The 19,605-nt window shown below is 45.9% G+C and carries 16 protein-coding genes; 9 read left to right on the forward strand and 7 right to left on the reverse strand.

Features of this window, described 5'->3' with window-relative positions; genetic code table 11:
* Positions 1-56: 56 nt before the first annotated feature.
* From AC58QT_RS27990 to AC58QT_RS28000, 3 genes are all read right to left on the reverse strand, one after another.
* Positions 57-944 (reverse strand): DUF4097 family beta strand repeat-containing protein, encoded by an 888-nt coding sequence (locus tag AC58QT_RS27990; protein WP_497411863.1) that lies wholly within the window; start codon positions 942-944, stop codon positions 57-59.
* A 3-nt stretch (positions 945-947) separates the two neighbouring features.
* Entirely contained in the window at positions 948-1,751 is an 804-nt protein-coding gene (locus tag AC58QT_RS27995; protein ID WP_497411864.1) for a DUF1700 domain-containing protein, read from the reverse strand.
* A 113-nt stretch (positions 1,752-1,864) separates the two neighbouring features.
* Positions 1,865-3,307, reverse strand: a complete 1,443-nt coding sequence (locus AC58QT_RS28000; protein ID WP_497411865.1) for a VanW family protein — start codon at positions 3,305-3,307, stop codon at positions 1,865-1,867.
* Between the two features lie 217 nt (positions 3,308-3,524).
* Here AC58QT_RS28000 and ftsE point away from each other — a divergent pair, with 217 nt between their 5' ends.
* The 5 genes from ftsE to AC58QT_RS28025 all read left to right on the forward strand — a co-directional run bounded on the left by ftsE (position 3,525) and on the right by AC58QT_RS28025 (position 9,435).
* Complete coding sequence (gene ftsE, locus AC58QT_RS28005) at positions 3,525-4,211, forward strand: cell division ATP-binding protein FtsE (protein WP_310501025.1); 687 nt, start codon at positions 3,525-3,527, stop codon at positions 4,209-4,211.
* A complete protein-coding gene (ftsX, locus tag AC58QT_RS28010) occupies positions 4,201-5,118 on the forward strand; it encodes a permease-like cell division protein FtsX (protein ID WP_310501024.1) in 918 nt (305 codons plus the stop codon). The genes ftsE and ftsX overlap by 11 nt, the downstream gene beginning before the upstream one ends.
* 165 nt (positions 5,119-5,283) lie before the next feature.
* On the forward strand, positions 5,284-6,477 hold the full coding sequence (locus AC58QT_RS28015; protein ID WP_497411866.1) for a murein hydrolase activator EnvC family protein: 1,194 nt from the start codon (positions 5,284-5,286) through the stop codon (positions 6,475-6,477).
* Between the two features lie 91 nt (positions 6,478-6,568).
* On the forward strand, positions 6,569-8,032 hold the full coding sequence (locus AC58QT_RS28020; protein ID WP_497411867.1) for a S41 family peptidase: 1,464 nt from the start codon (positions 6,569-6,571) through the stop codon (positions 8,030-8,032).
* A 119-nt stretch (positions 8,033-8,151) separates the two neighbouring features.
* Positions 8,152-9,435, forward strand: a complete 1,284-nt coding sequence (locus tag AC58QT_RS28025; protein WP_497411868.1) for a PDZ domain-containing protein — start codon at positions 8,152-8,154, stop codon at positions 9,433-9,435.
* 149 nt (positions 9,436-9,584) lie between these two features.
* On the opposite strand, the gene AC58QT_RS28030 is transcribed toward AC58QT_RS28025, so the two are convergent.
* Positions 9,585-10,406, reverse strand: coding sequence for a flagellar motor protein MotB (locus AC58QT_RS28030; protein WP_310501020.1), 822 nt, complete (start codon positions 10,404-10,406; stop codon positions 9,585-9,587).
* Positions 10,390-11,181, reverse strand: a complete 792-nt coding sequence (locus AC58QT_RS28035) for a flagellar motor protein (RefSeq protein WP_310501019.1) — start codon at positions 11,179-11,181, stop codon at positions 10,390-10,392. The genes AC58QT_RS28030 and AC58QT_RS28035 overlap by 17 nt, the downstream gene beginning before the upstream one ends.
* 270 nt (positions 11,182-11,451) lie before the next feature.
* On the opposite strand from AC58QT_RS28035, the gene uvrB reads away from it, so the two are divergent.
* From uvrB to AC58QT_RS28055, 4 genes are all read left to right on the forward strand, one after another.
* Entirely contained in the window at positions 11,452-13,449 is a 1,998-nt protein-coding gene (uvrB, locus tag AC58QT_RS28040) for an excinuclease ABC subunit UvrB (protein WP_497411869.1), read from the forward strand.
* 38 nt (positions 13,450-13,487) lie between these two features.
* The gene (gene uvrA / locus AC58QT_RS28045; protein WP_497411870.1) at positions 13,488-16,370 is read left to right on the forward strand and encodes an excinuclease ABC subunit UvrA; all 2,883 of its coding nucleotides are present in this window, start codon (positions 13,488-13,490) and stop codon (positions 16,368-16,370) included.
* 265 nt (positions 16,371-16,635) lie between these two features.
* Positions 16,636-16,788 carry a hypothetical protein gene (locus tag AC58QT_RS28050; protein ID WP_310501016.1) on the forward strand — a complete coding sequence of 51 codons (153 nt, stop codon included), beginning with the start codon at positions 16,636-16,638 and terminating at the stop codon, positions 16,786-16,788.
* Between the two features lie 282 nt (positions 16,789-17,070).
* On the forward strand, positions 17,071-17,274 hold the full coding sequence (locus AC58QT_RS28055; RefSeq protein WP_310501015.1) for a hypothetical protein: 204 nt from the start codon (positions 17,071-17,073) through the stop codon (positions 17,272-17,274).
* 79 nt (positions 17,275-17,353) lie between these two features.
* On the opposite strand, the gene AC58QT_RS28060 is transcribed toward AC58QT_RS28055, so the two are convergent.
* Together AC58QT_RS28060 and AC58QT_RS28065 are read right to left on the reverse strand one after the other, a co-directional pair.
* A complete protein-coding gene (locus AC58QT_RS28060; protein WP_310501014.1) occupies positions 17,354-18,322 on the reverse strand; it encodes a sugar phosphate isomerase/epimerase family protein in 969 nt (322 codons plus the stop codon).
* Between the two features lie 51 nt (positions 18,323-18,373).
* Positions 18,374-19,528 carry an MBOAT family O-acyltransferase gene (locus tag AC58QT_RS28065; protein ID WP_310501013.1) on the reverse strand — a complete coding sequence of 385 codons (1,155 nt, stop codon included), beginning with the start codon at positions 19,526-19,528 and terminating at the stop codon, positions 18,374-18,376.
* Positions 19,529-19,605: the final 77 nt, after the last annotated feature.

Consider the following 19,605-nt stretch of genomic DNA (forward strand, 5'->3'; position numbering starts at 1 on the left):
AGAAAAAAGCTCTTCCCGACATCCCATGATGGATGCGCGAGAAGAGCTCTTTCTTTTTATCTGCCTTTAACCTCAACATAGCCTGTGTCAGCACGAACCGTTACTTTTTTACTGCCGTTTCCGATTGAGCCTTTCACATTGTTGCGACTTGATCGTTGTTCGCTCACACCAGGCACATCTAGATTGGCACTGCCAGTATCCGTAGTCAGATCGAAGGAAGCATCCGTAGGTACAGGATTTAACTGTAGGCGCACAGAACCCGTGTCTGACTGCATGGAAACAGTATCTCCAAGCTCGCGAAGAGACGCGGTGATACTGCCAGTATCCGTTCTGAGTTTCATATTGCCCTGCCCATCATTGAGATGGATACTGCCTGTGTCGGTTTGAAGACTCAATGTTTTTCCTTCGTAGCGGTCAACCGTTATGCTCCCGGTATCTGCACTAGCTGTTAACTTCTCTGCTTTCACTTCCTTGAAGATGATGCTGCCTGTATCTGTGCTAACGGTGATGGCTTTGTACAACTTATCGGGTAGACTGACCTCTGTACGTAGACGAAGGCGTTGACCGCCGAATAGACTCTTTAATTCGTTAATGTCGAAGCCGAAGTTAATATGTGCTTTTTTATTCGTACACACATCCACCCGCCATGTGTTTGTGCCTTCTGTCGTGGCCTCGACGGTACAGTTCTGTGCGGTTTCCGATCGCGCAGCACCGACAAGATGAACACTAATTTCATCGGAGTTGCTAGGGACGAAGGTTACGCCTGTTATATCATTTTCAATAATGAGGGTATCAATATTTGCTGCGGCTATTTTCTTCTCGATATCTATGTTGGCAACGCCTGACTCTAAATCTAAAGACTGAAATGACACAGCTGCTCCAATCAGGCCTATCGCAAGGCAGATAAAGCCAGTTACTAAGAAAAATTTCACTTTCGTTTGCATGGCTTAAACCCCCTTAATCAATTTGGCGTTGAATTGAATGTACTTCCAGCTAATTTTGAAGAACTGCTTAAGCAGCCAGGAGCTGAGCGTCGTAATAATAATCCCTAAGCCGAAGCAGGCAAGGAGTGAAAATGAGATGAATTGGAAATCACTTCCCGATGTTCCTGCTAAGCTAGTTAGTACACCGATAACCGGGGCGACCAGTAAGGCGAAGCCGGATACAAAGAAAGCGATCAACGCACAGCAAACCCCAAGCCAAGGACCTACTACGAACACGAGATTAAAGAAGCCGAGCATAATTGAAATGATAATCGCTTTAAACCCTGTTTCTGGCCTAGCTGCTGCATAAGGGGGCGGGTAAGGGGTGCTGCTGTACATAGGCGGATAATTCGACTGTGGCGTCTGTGTCTGTGTGTAGGCAGAGGCAGGCGGCTCCCATGCTTCAGGAGCTTGTACAGGACGTTTAGGTTCGATGACAGGGTCGGGTTGTTTGATAAACGGTATCTCTCTATCTTGATGATTTTCCTCGCCGAGTTCAGGTGCTTCCTCTGTTCTCAATTCTTCAGTCTCGAAGGCAGGCATTGGTCGCTTATGGGTTTCTTCTTTTACAGGAGAGGTCTCTTTGTGAGCATCCCAGTTTGGAACCCGCGGGTAGCCAAGAGACTGTGAAACCTCATCTTCATGCTTGCCATTTTCAACGGCCTTTTGGAATAATTCTTCGTACACTTTAAGTATATTTTGGCGCTCTTTCTCAGGAAGTCCGCGCAGTCGATAGTTCAATTCTTTGAAATAATCTATTTTGCTCATCGTTATGCCTCCTTCAATCCTCTTTCGATAGTCTTATCATAAAAGAAAAAAGTCATGATGACGTAGTAACTACAGTCACATGACCTTCATGATTTCATCACATTTATTCGTTATCATTGTACAGCAAGCGTACTTACGCCATCTTCCACCATGGGTTGCTTCGGCGCAGGGTCCTCTGTTTGAAGATCTTTACGGTTGGCTGCGATGACGGTAGGCACAGGTGAATACTGATCCTTGGAGATTAACTCTCTACTCACAACAGTTCCATTTTCTCGTTTCGTTCGATAAGTCTCTACCTTGTATCCGACTTTTCCTGTGCTGATGGGACGTTCTAAGCCAGGGCTCAAGCTTGGATTGTTCACATATTTGATCGGGGGTTGGATCGTTTCCACGATTTTGGAATCGATGTCGTAGGTCACAGTTGGCGTTTGGTGGCCAAAAAGCTTCACAGTCACAGCCGAATCCGTCGTTATCGTACGAATCCAAACATAGCTGTTGGTATTATTACGGAATTTAAAATTGATATAACCACTTGCGAATGTCGCATCCTGCCCAAGCGGAACGTAGCTGACGGGGAGAGAGTGATTGCGTCGTTCTACGATTTCAAGGCCGCTGCGCAAAACAGCATTATAAAGCGTAGTCGATACTTGGCAAATGCCGCCGCCGATGCCAGGCACAAGACTGCCATTGAGAATAACAGGCGCTTCCTTGTAGCCGAATTTCGTTTCTGTCTGTTGAATGATTTTACTGTAATCAAACGTATCTCCTGGTGCCATTAAGTAATCCTGAATGGAAGTGGCCGTAACGCGTATATTGTGGACCCGTCCTTCACCGGATGAAGGGAACGAGGTCGTGAATTCAGCTATTTTGCCATCGATGCCTTGCTGCTTCAAGGTTGCCATTGTGACCGTCGGACTCAACTCGTACACAGGTAAAGTGAGGCCAAGCGGTGCAGTATGCGTGAGTGTACCAAGACTAGGGGCGATGATTTGCAGTTGCTCCTGCAGATGCGCGGTATCAACTCGCAGTACATTTCGCTCGGGTTCGTAGCCGACTTGATCACGAGATTGAAGGAGTCGCTTGGCGGCAACAGGCTGCTTCGCATATAGATCTTTCCACGTTCCCTTAACAGTGGCCGTAAGTTGCGTGGGATCTACCGAGACGGCCAATGGAATATTCGCGTTTCGCAGGGTCCAGCGCGCTTTGATCCGCTCCAAAAGAGATCCGCCAAATAATTGCTGTAGGGATTGGGTGAGGAGGCTCTTGTCATAGCGGATGCCTAGTTGGCCAAGAGAAAGCTCTTTGGCGGGAATCTCAGGATAGGATGAATGCAGGAGGACCGGGAAAGCGGACAATCGCTTCAGACGCTGCTCGGATTCAGACTGAAAGGTTTCATATGGCATGCCGCCTACGCGCCAACCGGCAATCGTGACGTTCGCAGGGAAGGTAGTTTGAGAACCATATAGATAGAGTGCTGTGCTGCACGTTATGAATAATCCAAGAGCGACCGAGAAATAGAGGATGGGGTTTCTGAATGATCGTAATGAGCGTGTCATGAAGAGCCACTCCTTTACATACGAATGTGATACGGCCTGTCTCTCTATATGTATCGATCTCGCTGCCAATTTAGTACAGAATCCTGTTTCGGCTAAAAGTTGTACAATACATGGTATACTGACGGTATTCCCCATGAATTTCCGAGAGGATTTAGAAGGATTTTCAGCTTTTGTGTCGAATGGATATAGGCTATCTATATAATTAGGATGTGATATTGTGATCGAAATGCAGGACGTATGGAAAACATACGCCAACGGGACGCATGCATTAAGAGGTATTAATGTAAAAGTGGACCGCAATGAGTTTGTCTATGTCGTTGGACCTTCAGGCGCAGGTAAATCTACTTTCATGAAGTTGATGTATAGAGAAGAAAGACCAACGAAAGGTCAGATTTTCGTGAATGGTTTTAACTTAGAAAAACTTAAACAACGCAAAATTCCCTATGTTCGTCGAAATATCGGCGTCATTTTCCAAGATTATCGCTTACTTCCGAAATTATCGATATTTGAAAATATAGCTTTCGCCATGGAAGTAATTGAGGCACCTAAGAAGCAAATCAAGAAACGTACCATGGAAGTTCTTGAGCTCGTTAAGCTGAAGGACAAAGCCAACTCCCTCCCATCGCAGTTATCCGGCGGCGAACAACAGCGTGTCGCCATTGCCCGGGCAATAATAAACAGTCCTTCCGTCATTATCGCCGATGAACCGACAGGAAATTTGGACCCTGAAACATCATGGGGGATTATGAAATTGATGGAGGAAATTAATTTCCGAGGTACGACCATCGTCATGGCTACGCATAACAAAGAAATCGTAAATACGATGCGTAAGCGCGTAATTGCAATTGAGAATGGCCTTATTGCTCGCGATCAACTACGGGGGGAATATGGTTATGAAGATTAGTACTGTTTCTCGACATCTCCGAGAAGGTACGAAAAATGTCGTGCGAAATGGTTGGATGACGTTCGCGTCGATCAGCTCCATTGCGATTTCCTTATTTATTCTTGGTATTTTCGTACTGATCACTTTAAATGTGAATGATGTAGCTACACAAATTGAGCAACAGGTTGAGATTAACGTATACCTGGAGGTTAACACGCCTCAGGATCAAATCACTGCGCTTCAAACGCAAATCCAAGCGATTTCGGAAGTGAAAACGATTAAATTCGTTTCGAAGGAAGAAGGGCTTGTCTATTTGCGCGAAAAGCTAGGAGATAGCGGGAAGGCACTCTTAGATGGTTTCGAGGGGGATAACAATCCGCTGAACGATGCGTTCACGATTGAAGTGGATGATCCACGGAATGTGGCGAGTGTAGCTGACCAGATCTCAGCACTTAACGTTGGCAAGGATCCTAAGCCTATTTACAAGGTCAATTATGGTAAAGGAACCGTTGAGGCACTGTTTAAAGTGACTAAGATTGCTCGTTGGATTGGTATTGGTATCGTTGTATTGCTGTCCTTTACAGCGGTATTCCTGATTGCGAACACGATCAAAATTACGATTTTGGCCAGAAAACGCGAGATTTCAATTATGAAACTCGTGGGTGCGACGAATTCTTTTATTCGTTGGCCATTTTTCATTGAGGGTGCCTTGCTTGGATTCATTGGTTCGGCTATTCCAACTGCCATTATTCTCGCAGGTTATTGGAAATTGTTGAATTTGAGCTCATTGAATTTGAACTTATTGATGATTAAATTAACACCATTTGAAAATATTGCACCAACGATGACTGTACTTCTACTAGGACTAGGCATCGTGATAGGAGTTTGGGGTTCCCTCATCTCCGTCCGCAAATTCCTTCGCGTATAGTGGAAACCTTGAATGAAACTGGGGTGGAGCGTTTCTCTGCCTCCTTTTTCATCTTTTCTTTCGGTTTTTTCATTTTCAAAGATTCATAGATTCCTAGACTCAGAACGTAAGAGATTCAAACCATACATGGGGCATTAAACGCTTGAAAATGGGGAGGTTACGTGCTTGAAGAAGAAGATTCTACCTGTCGTTTTAACATTAGGTATGGCGGTATCGCTTGCTATACCTCATGCCGCGAGCTATGCCGCTTCGGCAACGGACAAGATCGACCAGCAGTTGACACAGCTTAAGAAACAGAAGGCGGAAGCGCAGCAGAAGGCTAACAACGCCGAAAGTCAAATTACCAAAGTGCAATCTGAGAAGGCTCAGACAACGAAGGATATGAATGCCCTCGTTTCCCAAGTTAACGAAGCTAGCAAGAAGTTGACACAATTGAACGAACAAATCGATCAAGTTTCAGATGCTCTGGAAGCAAGTGCTAAGCAATTGGATGAAGCCGAGGCACGTGTAGAAAGCCGCGACAATATGCTGAAATCCCGTGTTCGCTTGATGTATATGAACGGCTTCGTTTCCTATATGGACGTGGTGTTGAGTGCAACGAGTTTTTCTGATTTTTTGAATCGGGTCGAAGCTTTGAAATCTATTGTTAATCAAGATAAAGAAATACTAGAGTCCAATATGAAAGATAAAGAAACCGTCATGCTTAAGAAGGCAGACACCGAGAAGCAACTTGAGAATGTGAAAGGGCTTTATGCGGAGGCTGACGCGCTGAGAGATGATCTGCAAGCGAAGGAGAAGGCGAAGGAAGTGAAGATTGCTTCCCTATCCAAGCAAGAGAGAGAACTCGAGGAAATTTCGGAAGAAAGCGATAAAATGATTACGCAGCTAGCGAAGCAAGAGGCGGATTTACAAGCGAAGAAGCGGGCAGCGCAGAATGCGAAGTCACCGTTTACTTATGCGGGTGGCAAGCTGGGCTATCCCTTGACTGTACAGGCACCAATGACCTCTGATTTCATCGCGCGGATTAATCCCGTTACAGGGCGGGCAGAGAATCATAAAGGCATCGATTTGGGTACGGCGAAAGGCACGCCAATCCTTGCAGCGGAGAATGGGTCTGTTATTTATGCATCATGGATGAACGGTTATGGAAATTGTGTTATCGTGGATCACGGGAATGGCCTATGGACGCTATACGGTCATATTATGAACGATGGGATTTATGTGAAAGTAGGCGACGTCGTGAAGCGCGGCCAGAAAATTGCTGGCGTGGGCTCCACAGGACAGTCTACGGGCAATCATTTGCATTTTGAAGTTAGGAAAAATGAAGTGCCTGTCGATCCTAAACCGTACCTACGTTAAGAGGTTTTTTCATAAAAGTGGAAGGGCTTGTCATATACTAGTAACAGGCCAGTCCAAAAAAGGGTTTTAGGAAAAAAGGTGGTGAACCGGTTTGCAGTTTAAAGGTCGTACGGTCATTGTATTTGTTCTGTTAGCAATGTTCGCAAGCAGTATTGTTACGTTAACCATTGTAGATCCATCCTTCACTTGGGGGCGGGAGGAGAAACCAACGGGAAGTGCAGCAACCTCCATATCGGCTTCGTCCGGTCTCTCGAGCAAGGATTTAAGCAAAATCGCAACAACATTTCAGCTTATTGAAAGTAAGTACTTGAAACAACCTGATCATGATCAACTGGTTAACGGTGCGATTAATGGGATGTTGGAATCATTGGAGGATCCTTTTTCCGTTTATATGGATCAGAAGGAAGCGAAACAGTTCGATGAGAGCATAACGTCCTCTTTCCAAGGCATCGGGGCAGAGGTATCGCTTGAGGATGGCAAATTCGTCATCGTATCACCAATCAAGGGTTCACCTGCAGAAAAGGCAGGCATTCAATCCAAAGACGTCGTCCTTTCTGTTAACGGGGATAAATTGGACGGGCTTACCTTGAATCAAGCGGTTATGAAAATCCGCGGACCGAAGGGGACGCAAGCTAAGCTGGATTTACTCCGCCAAGGAACAGGAGATCCCGTTCAGGTTATTGTGGTCCGCGACAACATTGATGTTGAAACGGTCTACGGCGAAATGATGCAGGATCAGATCGGTAAAATTGAGATTCGTCAGTTCTCCTCGAACACAGCGGTTCGTTTTGCAGAAGAATTGAAGAATCTAGAGGCTAAAGGGATGAAGGGCCTTGTCATCGATGTTCGTAACGATCCAGGCGGTCTGTTGAATGTCGTTGTTGATATCGTGAACCCCTTCGTGAAGAGCGGAGCATCTATCCTCCAAGTGGAGAACAGGGACGGCAAGCGTGAGCCTACACCTTCCACTGGTAAAGGGAAGAATTATCCGGTTACGGTGTTAATCAATAAAGGAAGCGCCAGTGCATCGGAGATCTTAGCAGGTGCGTTCCAGGAAGCAGTAGGCAGTAAAATTGTTGGTGAAACGTCCTACGGTAAAGGAACGGTTCAAGTCACGTTCGAGAAGGAAATGGGCGATGGCAGCAACATTAAGATGACCGTCTACAAATGGCTAACACCAAATGGTAATTGGATTCACAAAAAAGGGATTACGCCGGATATTCCGATTGAACAACCAGCATATTTCAAAGCAGCACCGCTGACGAAGAAAGATGTGCTGAAACAAGACAACAACAGCGATGATGTGAAGAATTTGCAGTTGATGCTTGCAGGTATTGGTTTCAACCCGGAGCGGACAGATGGTTATTTTAGCGAAAAAACAGTTCTTGCAGTCAAAGCATTCCAACGGACGAATGGCTTGCCGGTAACGGGTGAAGTTGATGCGGACACAGCGGGCAAAATCGAAAAAGCGATTTTAGAGCAAATTCGCGATCCGAAGAATGACTCGCAATTGAAAGCGGCTGTCTTTCAAATTCAGAAGCAGCTTGGGAAATAAGCACCGTTAGTTAATGGAAATTGTTCGGAGCGGCAGGAAATAAGCATTATCAGTCGAAATAGTGTAGGAAGGTTGCTTAGGCGGCCTTCCTATTTCTTTATCAAGGAGCCTAGATTCGTATGGATGTGTGGTTTCAATTATTGGACAGAATGCTGCTGGCTATGGGGCAGTTGTTTACGAATCCTTTCTACTATATAGGTATTTTTTTCATTGTTCTGCATTACAGAAAACAAATTCAATTAGAGCGAAAACTATTTCACACACGTCTTCACTCGTTATTAAGCGAAACATGGCGCGTGGTGCTTTGGGGCTGGTTAGGCGGCCTTGGAGCCTCGATACTGCTTCTTTTCGTAGGTGTGAACCTGCAATTGGATGTAGTCTTCCTACTTTGGATCATCACGGTTGTGCTGCTGATATTCCGGATTCGCTTCTTGTGTTTAGCTTATGCAGTAGGGATACTAGGGATTGCTCAAGTGATCTTCTCTTGGTTTCCTAATACTGAGCACCTACGCGAATCGTATACGCTTCTCGATACGATAGCTAGTGCGGACATCCCGTCCCTGCTGGTCATAGTAGGTGTGCTGCATCTCTTGGAAGGAGTACTGGTTGGTTTCCAAGGTGCGCGTATGGCGACACCGCTGTTCCTTGAAGGGAAGCGTGGGCAAATGATTGGCGGGCAGCAGCTGCAAGGCTTCTGGCCAGTTCCTCTTTTTCTCCTCGTGCCAATGGCAGGCGGGAGCGAGCTGAGCTTCCCTTGGCAAACGTTGTTTGCCTCTAATCTGAGCGCAGGTTGGACGATGCTCGCATTCCCTGCGATGATCGGCTTCACGGAGTTGACAATCTCCAAGCTGCCACAGCGACAAGCGCGTTCTAGCGCTAACTTGCTGTACCTGTATGGGCTCATCCTGCTAGGGGCAGCAGTTGCTACGCACTATTGGACGCCGTTGGTGCTGCTAGGAGCAATCCTTAGTATTGCTCTACATGAAGGATTGTTGCTCTATAATCAGTGGTTAGAAACGATGCAGACGCCTTTTTACATCCACTCCGAGCGAGGACTTATGGTGCTATCGGTTGTGCCGAACAGTCCTGCTCAGGAATTAGGAATTAGGGTCGGTGAGATCATTCACAAAGTCAACGGATACAAAATAAAGACGAAGACAGATTTGCATGCGGCTATGGGGCTTAACTCTGCCTTCTGCCGATTGGAAGTCTTGAACGATCAAGGGGAAGTTCGCTTTCTGAAACGTGGTATATTCGCAGGTGATCATCACCAGCTGGGTATTCTTCTGGCGCCAGACCAGGATGTGCTGTACTTCTTGGAGCAGCGTCCCATGCATCTGTTCAGCTATTTGCGGTATAAGTTAACGGGCTTATTGCCGAATAAATCGACGAAGTCCATGTAAGAAGAGCTGTCCTCCGAGTAGAGTCATCTACGGTGAGGGCGGCTCTTTTTTTAAGAGAAATGGAGCCGAGCTGGAAGTGAACACACAATGAAGCCCTATCTCCACTTAGAAGTGAAAATAGGGCTTCATTGTCTCTACGTAACGAGGTCTTAATGTGTTGGCGTAGTTGGAGCGATATCATTCCGTAACACGATGATTTCTACGCGGCGATTTTTGCTGCGATTCGCATCCGAAGAGTTGGCCACTTGGGGCATTGTATCTGCATAGGCAGTAGCAATAAATTTGTTGTCGTCTAGATTTGCCGTGTCGCTAAAATAGCGAAGCACAGAGAGGGAGCGGGCAAACGATAACCCCCAATTATCACGATAAGGAGAACCTGGAGCAAGAGGTAAATCATCCGTATGACCTTCGATGCTGACCTTACTCTTTAAGGTAGGGAACAACGAAGCTAACTTTTGCAGAATTGGGAAAGAGGGTGTTTTTAGATCGGCTTTTCCCAAATCGAATAGGAACAAGTCATTGAGTGTAATGGCCACTCCGCGTTCCGTATCGCTCGCAGATACTTGCGCTTCTAAATTTTGATCCTTAATATATGCCTGAATTTGCTTCAGAAGATCCTGTAGCTCTTTCTCGCGCTTTTCCTTCTCACTGTCCTCTGTCTTCGTCTTGTCGTGCTCTTCTTTCTCGTCATCCTGATTCCGATTTGTAAAATCCTTATCTTTGCTGTCTGCATCACCTTGTTTAGGGGTCATTTGACCACTGATGCCATGGTTTTTATCTAAAACGGAGTCAGCTTTTTGAAATTGGAGGTTTAAGGCTTGCGCCAAAACGGCATACTTTTGAACATCCACTTTACTCATCGCATACATAATAATGAAAAAGACGAGCAACAGCGTAATTAAGTCAGCATAAGTAATGAGCCATCTTTCATGATTAACATGCTCTTCGTGCCTCTTACTGCGCCTCGCCATTCTGGTCATCCTCCTCTACGGCTTTTTTTGATTTATCATGGAGGAAGGAGTTCAGTTTTTTCTTAATCAATTGCGGGTTTTCGCCAGCTTGCAGGGCAAGAATACCCTCAAGCATCAATTCCATTTCATTAACCATTTCTTTGCCGCGGACTTTAATTTTGTTAGCAATTGGCAAGTAAACTAAGTTGGCGCTCATAACACCATAGAGAGTAGCTGTAAATGCAACGGCAATGGCAGGGCCAAGGGATGAAGGTTCTTCTAGATTACCGAGAACGTGGATGAGTCCCATAACCGTACCGATAATCCCCATTGTAGGCGCATAGCCGCCGCCTGCTTCGAATACTTTGGACATATTATTAACTTGATGTTCTATGGCGTCCATTTCGAGCTCAAGAATTTGTCTAGTCAGTTCGGGGTCTGTTCCGTCTACGACCATGAGCAATCCGTCCTTGAGGAACGGGTTCTCGTGCTCCTGCGCACGTTGCTCTAGTGCGAGTACACCTTCTCTACGTGCGACCGTAGCCATATCGACAAGTTCATTAATGGTTGCTGCAGGATCTCTTTTGACTTGCTTAAAGGCAATACCGAGTGCTTTGGGGATTTTGGCTAAAATAGAGCCAGGGAAGCTGACGGCAACTGCACCAAAGGTTCCGCCGAAAACGATTAACATCGCGCTGGGGATGATCAATGAGTTAATATGACCGCCATCCCACATATACCCGCCGATTAAACCTACAAGACCTAATAGTAAACCTAATACTGTTGTCAAATCCATGACTGTACCACTCCTAATTAGCATAAAAAGAATAGGTTCCAAAACACGCGAAAGCCGCCTTGTGAAAGGCTAGAACAGATAAAGCTGTTTGCATCCATGATGTAAAAATAGTATAATGAAAAAACGAGAACAAACATTCTTATGTTGGATAGTTATTGCAATCCTTCATATATGTAAGAGAAAGTTCCATAGACTTCTATATCGGAATGTCGATTGGGAAAGTTTATAGGATAAAAGTTCGATTTATTTCGACAATGAGGGTGATAATGGATGAGTGAACTCGTCATGAGCTCTAAGAAATTTGAGCTTGTATCAGATTTTCTGCCGCAAGGAGACCAACCTCAAGCTATTGAGGAGATCGTCCAGAGCATACAAGCAGGCAACAAGCATCAGACGCTGCTCGGTGCAACGGGAACAGGGAAAACGTTCACAGCTGCACAAGTCATAGCGAAACTTAACCGACCAACGTTGATTATTGCTCACAATAAAACCTTAGCCGCACAGTTGTGCAGCGAATTCAAAGAGTTTTTTCCTCATAATGCCGTATCCTACTTCGTCAGTTACTATGACTACTATCAGCCCGAAGCCTACATTGCCTCCTCCGACACTTACATCGAGAAAGATTCCAGCATCAATGAAGAGATTGATAAGCTTCGTCACTCGGCGACAAGCTCCTTATTCGAACGTCGCGACGTTATCGTTGTTGCCAGCGTATCGTGTATTTATGGCTTAGGGTCACCAATGGAATATGGCAATTTATTGCTGTCTTTACGTGTTGGGATGGAGAAGTCGCGTACTGAAATTTTGCACCGGCTTGTAGATATTCAATATCAACGCAATGATCTGAACTTTGTTCGCGGTACGTTCCGTGTGCGTGGAGATGTTGTGGAGATATTCCCGGCCTCACACAGTGAACATGCGGTACGTGTAGAGTTATTTGGCGATGAAATTGAGCGGATTACGGAAATTAATGTTCTTACTGGTGAAATTATTGGCCAGCGCGATCATATCGCCATTTTCCCAGCATCTCACTTCGTGACGCACGAGGATACGATGAAACGTGCGCTCGTGAACATTGGCCGCGAGTTGGAAGAGCGTCTTGCTGAGCTGAGAGACCAAGGGAAGCTTTTGGAAGCACAGCGCTTGGAACAGCGTACGCGCTACGACATGGAAATGATGGAAGAGATGGGCTTCTGCTCAGGGATTGAGAATTACTCAGGACCGCTGACATTCCGTGAGCGAGGAGCAACACCCTATACGTTAATAGATTATTTCCCAGACGACATGCTGTTCATGGTGGATGAGTCTCATGTGACGTTGCCGCAAATTCGCGCGATGTTTAATGGGGATAAAGCACGGAAAGATGTCTTAGTTGATCACGGTTTCAGGCTGCCTTCCGCTTTAGATAACCGTCCGCTGCGTTTTGAGGAATTTGAAGAGAAAGTCAGTCAGATTTTATATATATCAGCAACGCCAGGGCCCTATGAATTGGAGCATACTCCGAACATGATTCAACAAATTATCCGGCCAACAGGGCTGTTGGATCCGATTATTGAGGTTCGACCAACCAAAGGTCAAATCGATGATCTCATCGCAGAAATTCAGGACCGGGTTCGCAAAGACGAGCGCGTTCTTGTGACCACGTTAACGAAGAAGATGTCGGAGGATTTGACGGATTACTTTAAGGAAATCGGCATTAAAGTGCGTTATTTGCACTCGGATATTAAGACCTTTGAGCGGATGCAGATTCTTCGGGACTTGCGCTTGGGGACTTTCCATGTATTGATTGGGATCAACCTTCTCAGAGAGGGTCTCGATTTACCAGAGGTTTCACTGGTTGCTATTCTAGATGCGGATAAGGAAGGCTTTTTGCGTTCTGAGCGTTCGTTGATTCAAACGATTGGACGTGCGGCACGGAACTCCGATGGTCGAGTCATCATGTACGGGGATAAAATCACGGATTCCATGGAGAAAGCGATCTCGGAGACGAATCGCCGCCGCGCCCTGCAGGAAGCTAACAATGAGAGATTGGGCATCACACCGCAGACAATTGCTAAGAAAATTCGCGACGTAATTGAAGCAACCAAGGTTGCCGAGCAGAAGTCAGATTACTTGGCTGATGTGAAGGGTGCTAAGATGTCGAAGAAAGATCGTGCATCCCTTATTGAGCGCTTAGAAGTCGAGATGAAAGAAGCGGCGAAGAACCTGCAATTTGAACGTGCGGCACAGCTGCGTGATGCGATTATGGAAATGAAAGCTGATGCCTAGTAGGGGTAGCAGCTTCACATAGGAGAGGAAGGGTTTCTGTGTCTAGAGATCAGATCGTTATTAAAGGAGCGAGAGCTCACAATCTTAAAAATATTGATGTCACCATTCCACGGGATAAGTTCGTTGTACTTACGGGCTTAAGTGGATCGGGGAAATCATCGCTGGCCTTTGATACGATTTATGCGGAAGGGCAACGTAGATACGTTGAGTCCCTTTCTGCCTATGCGCGTCAATTCCTCGGGAATATGGATAAACCAGATGTCGATTCCATCGATGGGTTATCACCTGCTATATCTATCGACCAGAAAACCACTAGCCGTAACCCACGTTCCACGGTAGGAACCGTAACGGAGATTTACGATTATTTAAGATTGTTGTTTGCTCGCATTGGGCGGCCACACTGTCCTACCCATGGTATCGAGATTACTTCGCAAACCGTGGAACAAATGGTGGACCGCATTATGGAGTACCCGGAGCGCACGAAGATTCAAATTCTAGCACCACTTATTTCTGGGCGCAAAGGTGAGCATACGAAGCTATTCGTGGATGTTCAGAAGCAAGGGTTTGTGAGGGTTCGTGTAAACGGGGAGACAGTAGAACTTTCCGAGAAAATTGAGCTCGACAAAAATAAAAAGCACACCATCGATGTGGTCGTTGACCGTATCGTGGTTAAAGATGATGTACAGACACGTTTGGCAGATTCTTTAGAAACTGCGCTGAAGTTGGCGAATGGTCGTGTCATCGTCGATGTCATGGAGAAAGAAGAACTCTTGTTCAGTCAGAACTTGGCATGTCCGGAGTGTGGATTTAGCGTCGAAGAGCTTGCGCCAAGAATGTTTTCATTTAACAGCCCCTTCGGTGCTTGCCCTGATTGTGATGGATTAGGCAGTCAGATGATTGTGGATCCAGACTTGCTCGTGCCTGATAACAAGCTCACGATTGAAGAAGGTGCATTTGAAGCCTGGGCAGGAAGTACTTCCAATTACTATCCGCAGTTTCTTGCGGCAGTTTGTGAACACTACAAGATCCCGCGCAATGTACCCGTATCCGAGATTAGCAACGACCAAATGAAGGTGATTCTGTATGGAACGGGTGGCGAGAAAATCCGTTTTCGTTACGAGAATGATATGGGCGCATCCAAGGAAGCGCTAGTGCCATTTGAAGGGATTATTCGCAACTTGGAGCGCAGATTCAAGGATACTTTCTCAGAGGGGATTCGCGAACATATCCAGACCTACATGAGCACTAAGCCTTGTCCGAAATGTAAAGGTCACCGTTTGAAGCCGGAAACACTTGCTGTAACGATTAACGGTAAGAACATCTCCCACGCCACTTCTCTTTCCATCGGGGAAGCGGAAGAGTGGTTTAAAGGTCTGCAACTGAATGAGCGTGAGTTGACGATTTCGAATTTGATCCTGAAAGAGATTAGAGCGCGTCTAGGCTTTCTGGTGAATGTCGGACTTGATTATTTGACGATGCACCGTGCGGCTGGCACTTTGTCTGGTGGAGAGGCGCAGCGGATTCGTTTGGCGACACAGATTGGTTCAAGTCTGATGGGTGTCTTGTACATCCTCGATGAGCCGAGTATTGGATTGCATCAACGGGATAACACACGTTTGATTCAGACGCTGGAGCATATGCGCGATCTAGGGAACACACTCATCGTCGTTGAGCATGATGAAGACACGATGATGGCGGCCGATTATATCATTGATATCGGTCCTGGTGCCGGAATCCACGGTGGACAGGTTATTGCTCAAGGAACGCCAGAAGAGCTGATGAAGGATGACAATTCCTTAACGGGTCAGTATTTGAGCGGCAAGCGGTTCATTCCGATTCCTGCGGTTCGACGCAAACCGAATGGCAAGTGGATTGAAGTAAAAGGCGCCAAAGAGAATAATTTGCGCAACGTATCCGCCAAAGTACCTTTAGGGGTATTTACTTGCGTAACTGGCGTATCCGGTTCAGGCAAGAGTACGTTGATTAATGAAATCTTGTTCAAAACGTTATCCCGTGATTTGAACGGTGCAAAAGTTCGTCCAGGGGAGCATAAAGAAATTGTTGGTTTAGAGCATATCGATAAAGTCATCGACATTGATCAGTCCCCAATCGGCCGGACACCGCGTTCCAACCCAGCGACTTACACGGGTGTATTCGATGATATTCGTGATGTATACGCGAATACGAACGAAGCTAAGGTGCGGGGTTATAAGAAAGGCCGCTTTAGCTTTAACGTGAAGGGCGGTCGTTGTGAGGCTTGTCGCGGAGATGGCATCATCAAGATTGAGATGCATTTCCTACCTGATGTTTACGTACCGTGTGAGATTTGCAAAGGCAAACGCTACAATCGTGAGACGATGGAAGTGAAGTACAAAGGCAAAAGCATTTCGGAAGTGTTGGAGATGACGATTGAGGACGGCTGCGAGTTCTTCAAGAACTTGCCGCGCATTCATCGTAAGCTGAATACACTTCTCGATGTTGGCCTAGGCTACATGACGCTCGGCCAACCAGCAACCACGCTGTCAGGCGGCGAAGCCCAGCGTGTGAAGCTCGCGGCGGAGTTGTACCGCCGCAGTACAGGCAAGACGATCTATATTCTGGATGAGCCCACGACGGGGCTTCACATTCATGATATCGATCGTCTCCTGAAAGTTCTTCACCGCCTTGTTGAGAGCGGTGAAACGGTTCTCGTCATCGAGCATAACCTCGATGTCATCAAGACGGCGGACCACCTTATCGATCTAGGACCCGAAGGTGGTAACCGCGGGGGCTTGATCGTGGCGGCGGGAACGCCAGAGGATGTCGTGAAGGTGGCCGGGTCGTATACCGGCCAATACTTGAAGCCGATCCTGGAGCGGGATCGCGTGCGTTCGGAAGACTATGCGAAGCGCATGGATGTACTCGAAGGCTCCGTGAGCTGATAACGGATAGTAAGCTTGGAATGTGGTGTTTTTTAACCAATTCCAAGCTTTTTTATTTTTACAAGTGTAATTTTGCCTAAAGTTTGCTAAGACTTAACTGAATGATACAGGCTTCGACAATTTAACCCTCTATCCATAAATAAGGATGTAAGCCTATAATAATAGTAAGAAACAGTGAACATCTCCCTCTACCTAACCTAACGATAAACATGATGATTGAGAGATATAGCAGTTCTAATATAAATTCACGTTGTGGAGGCTAGTAATGATGAAACCGACGTTAGAGCTTCAGGAAATTGTATCTGCTTTAGGAATTGATCCTTTCCGGTTTCTAGCATGGCAGGAAAAAGAGCTAGCCGACACCGAAATCACTAAAATTCCCGCGGATGATGATCACCGTGATGCCTTAGCCGTATAAGAATAGCTCAAGGTTCTAAGTTAACGAAGCCTGTACGGAATTCCGTACAGGCTTTGTTGTTCAGAGTAATAAATAGTCGTACAGATGGACAATTTATACGTACAAGGGATATAAAAGAAATCTGCCTGAAGATCTTCGTCAAATCGGCCAATTCCCAAACAAAAGGTGACAAACTTGTTACACATCGATGCAACTACTTGCATCTCGTGTCCAATCAAGCTAACATAGTATTAAAATAGCAGGACGTGTGCCTTGCACCGAGCACTATAAGGAGGTTTCACCATGTTATTCGCAGAAGCAGCTGAAGCATCAACGAGCACGTATACAAGCTTTGATATCTATGTGTTGATCTTCACAGTCATTATTGCAATTGCAGTTATTCGACAATTGATCAGCCCTAAGAGAAATCTATTTGCACTTGGTTTTGGAACCGTTGCTCTACTCGTATTCCTTTTCATGGATGTTATCATGATCAAAGGCTGGTAGTACATACAGGTAACCAAAGAAAAGCCCACAGGACGTTAGATCGTTAGATCTGCAGCCTGTGGGCTTTTTTTGCTTCAGATTACACCCACCACATTTCACCAAGAGGTTCCTTGATGAGTACTTGTTGTAGGTTTTGAACGGCTTTGGAGAAACCTTCGTCTACAGACATTAAGCCGTCTTCATGCTCGATACTAACAACATAATCATAACCAACTAGACGCAATGCGGAGATGATGTCAGCCCATACTTTCATATCATGACCGAAACCAACGGAACGGAACTGCCATGAACGGTCAAGCATGTTTGTGTAGGACTGCATATCCGTCACACCGAAACGGTTCGTGTTGTTGTAATCATGCGATGTATCTTTCGCATGGAAGTGGTGAATTGCGTTAGCGCGTCCAAGGATTTGCACCGCTTGAACAGGATCGATCCCTTGCCACCACATGTGACTTGGATCCAAGTTGGCGCCGATTGCTTCACCTGCAGCTTCGCGAAGGCGAAGAAGCGTAGCTGGCGTATGTACGGAGAAACCACCGTGCAGCTCAAGTCCGATTTTGATATTGCGATCAGCGGCAAATTTACCAGTTTCTTTCCAGTAAGGAATGACCTTATTCGTCCACTGCCAGTCCAAAATCTCTTGGAAATCGTTCGGCCAAGGCGCTACTGGCCAGTTCGGATATTTCGCATCCTCGTGGTCGCCAGGGCAGCCTGAGAACGTATTGACTACAGGAACTTCAAGGCGCTCAGCCAGTTCAATCGTTTGTATAATAGCATCGTGAAACTCTTTTGCGATGTGTTTTTGCGGGTGAAGAGGGTTACCATGTGCACTTAGTGCACTAATTGTCAAACCGCGGGACTCTACCGCATGTTTAAATGCTTTGAGCTTGCCTGCATCAGCAAGTAATTCTGCTGGGTTGCAATGCGCAGTGCCTGGGTAGCCGCCGGTACCAATCTCAACAGCGTCCAAGCCTTTCGCAGCAATATAATCTAACGCTTCCTCGAAAGGTTTTCCACCGAAAAGAACCATAAAAACGCCTAACTTCATTCGATTACACCTCCATAATTGATAAAACAATCAGTTCAAATTATATCACTATCATCCAGTAAAATGAAGCAAGCCTTTGTAGATACGAAGCACGGTATCGTAGTTGGAACTGTAAATAATGACCGAAAACGTAACCAGTGTCTGCGTAACGAAGCAGCGGAAGTAGAAGTATGCTTTAGATACCTTTTTCTTATTCACAGTCGTGAGTTTGAAGATATTCTCAATGGCTATAATGACGCCATGGTACAGACCGTAGAGAAAGTACAACCACGTAAAGCCATGCCATAGACCCATTAGCACCATGATTAAGATGGATAAGCTGGCTGTGAGCCCTGTAGAGGGCGTTTTACGCGAGAAGAACATAAAGATATGATCCCGGAAAAAATCACCCAGCGTGGCATGCCAATTGCGCCAAAACTGCGTCATAGAAGGCGAGAAGAGAGGCTTCTTGAAGTTCTCAGGCATTGTATACCCCATTAAGCGGCCAAATCCAATCGCCATATCGGAGTAGCCCGAGAAGTCGAAGTAGATGAGGGCGTAGAACCAGATCAGCAGGAACAACGATTGCCAAGTATGAAGCTCTTGCTTCAAGACTTGATCGAACACCCCGGTCATCCAGGTGACGACGACAATCTTTTTAAATAAACCGAGAATGATTCGCTTCACACTATCTTCAAAAAGCCTAGCATCTACCGTGTAGGGCTTTTTACTATCGGCCATGAAATCCCGGAATTTCAGAATCGGTCCTGAAGTGAAGGTCGGAATGAACAATAAATAATTAGCATAATCAATGGCTGGCACTTCGCCATCTTTTCCAAAGAAATAAGCGAAATAGTACGAATCAATCACTTTGAGAACATTGTAAATGAGTCCTAAATAAATGATGGCGTCGAACAAGGGTGAGCTGAAAACACCCATAACGAAAAAACGAACACCGAGAAACACACCTATGATATTGGCGGCGATGCCGAAAATAAAGGTCGCTTTCCGCCAAATCGTCGTTCGGCACAGATACACAAACCCGAAATAATTAATTATCGTAAAAGCCGCATAGAAAACCATGAGCTTCTTACTAAACAACAGTAGAAAGCACAAGCTGAATATGATCATCAAAATGCGCTTATTATCCGCCCACTTGCGGGTGAGCATCAGAACGGCAATCATGCCACTCATCGCGACCATCGCGTTCATGTGCATATAAAACATAGCTAAAGAACTCCTCGCTTGCTAGATCTTAGAACTTCTCGTAGATGAACAATCCCTTGCCGGTAAAATAAATGAAA

Source organism: Paenibacillus sp. J31R109, assembly GCF_059692055.1.

Bases quoted from the DNA above. Each gene is read 5' to 3' on its own strand.
- AC58QT_RS27995 (WP_497411864.1), bottom strand. From the start codon at position 1,751: ATGAGCAAAATAGATTATTTCAAAGAATTGAACTATCGACTGCGCGGA.
- ftsX (WP_310501024.1), top strand. From the start codon at position 4,201: ATGAAGATTAGTACTGTTTCTCGACATCTCCGAGAAGGTACGAAAAAT.
- AC58QT_RS28000 (WP_497411865.1), bottom strand. From the start codon at position 3,307: ATGACACGCTCATTACGATCATTCAGAAACCCCATCCTCTATTTCTCG.
- AC58QT_RS28030 (WP_310501020.1), bottom strand. From the start codon at position 10,406: ATGGCGAGGCGCAGTAAGAGGCACGAAGAGCATGTTAATCATGAAAGA.
- AC58QT_RS28035 (WP_310501019.1), bottom strand. From the start codon at position 11,181: ATGGATTTGACAACAGTATTAGGTTTACTATTAGGTCTTGTAGGTTTA.
- AC58QT_RS28065 (WP_310501013.1), bottom strand. From the start codon at position 19,528: ATGTTTTATATGCACATGAACGCGATGGTCGCGATGAGTGGCATGATT.
- AC58QT_RS28025 (WP_497411868.1), top strand. From the start codon at position 8,152: ATGGATGTGTGGTTTCAATTATTGGACAGAATGCTGCTGGCTATGGGG.
- AC58QT_RS28055 (WP_310501015.1), top strand. From the start codon at position 17,071: ATGTTATTCGCAGAAGCAGCTGAAGCATCAACGAGCACGTATACAAGC.
- AC58QT_RS27990 (WP_497411863.1), bottom strand. From the start codon at position 944: ATGCAAACGAAAGTGAAATTTTTCTTAGTAACTGGCTTTATCTGCCTT.
- AC58QT_RS28050 (WP_310501016.1), top strand. From the start codon at position 16,636: ATGATGAAACCGACGTTAGAGCTTCAGGAAATTGTATCTGCTTTAGGA.
- AC58QT_RS28060 (WP_310501014.1), bottom strand. From the start codon at position 18,322: ATGAAGTTAGGCGTTTTTATGGTTCTTTTCGGTGGAAAACCTTTCGAG.
- uvrB (WP_497411869.1), top strand. From the start codon at position 11,452: ATGAGTGAACTCGTCATGAGCTCTAAGAAATTTGAGCTTGTATCAGAT.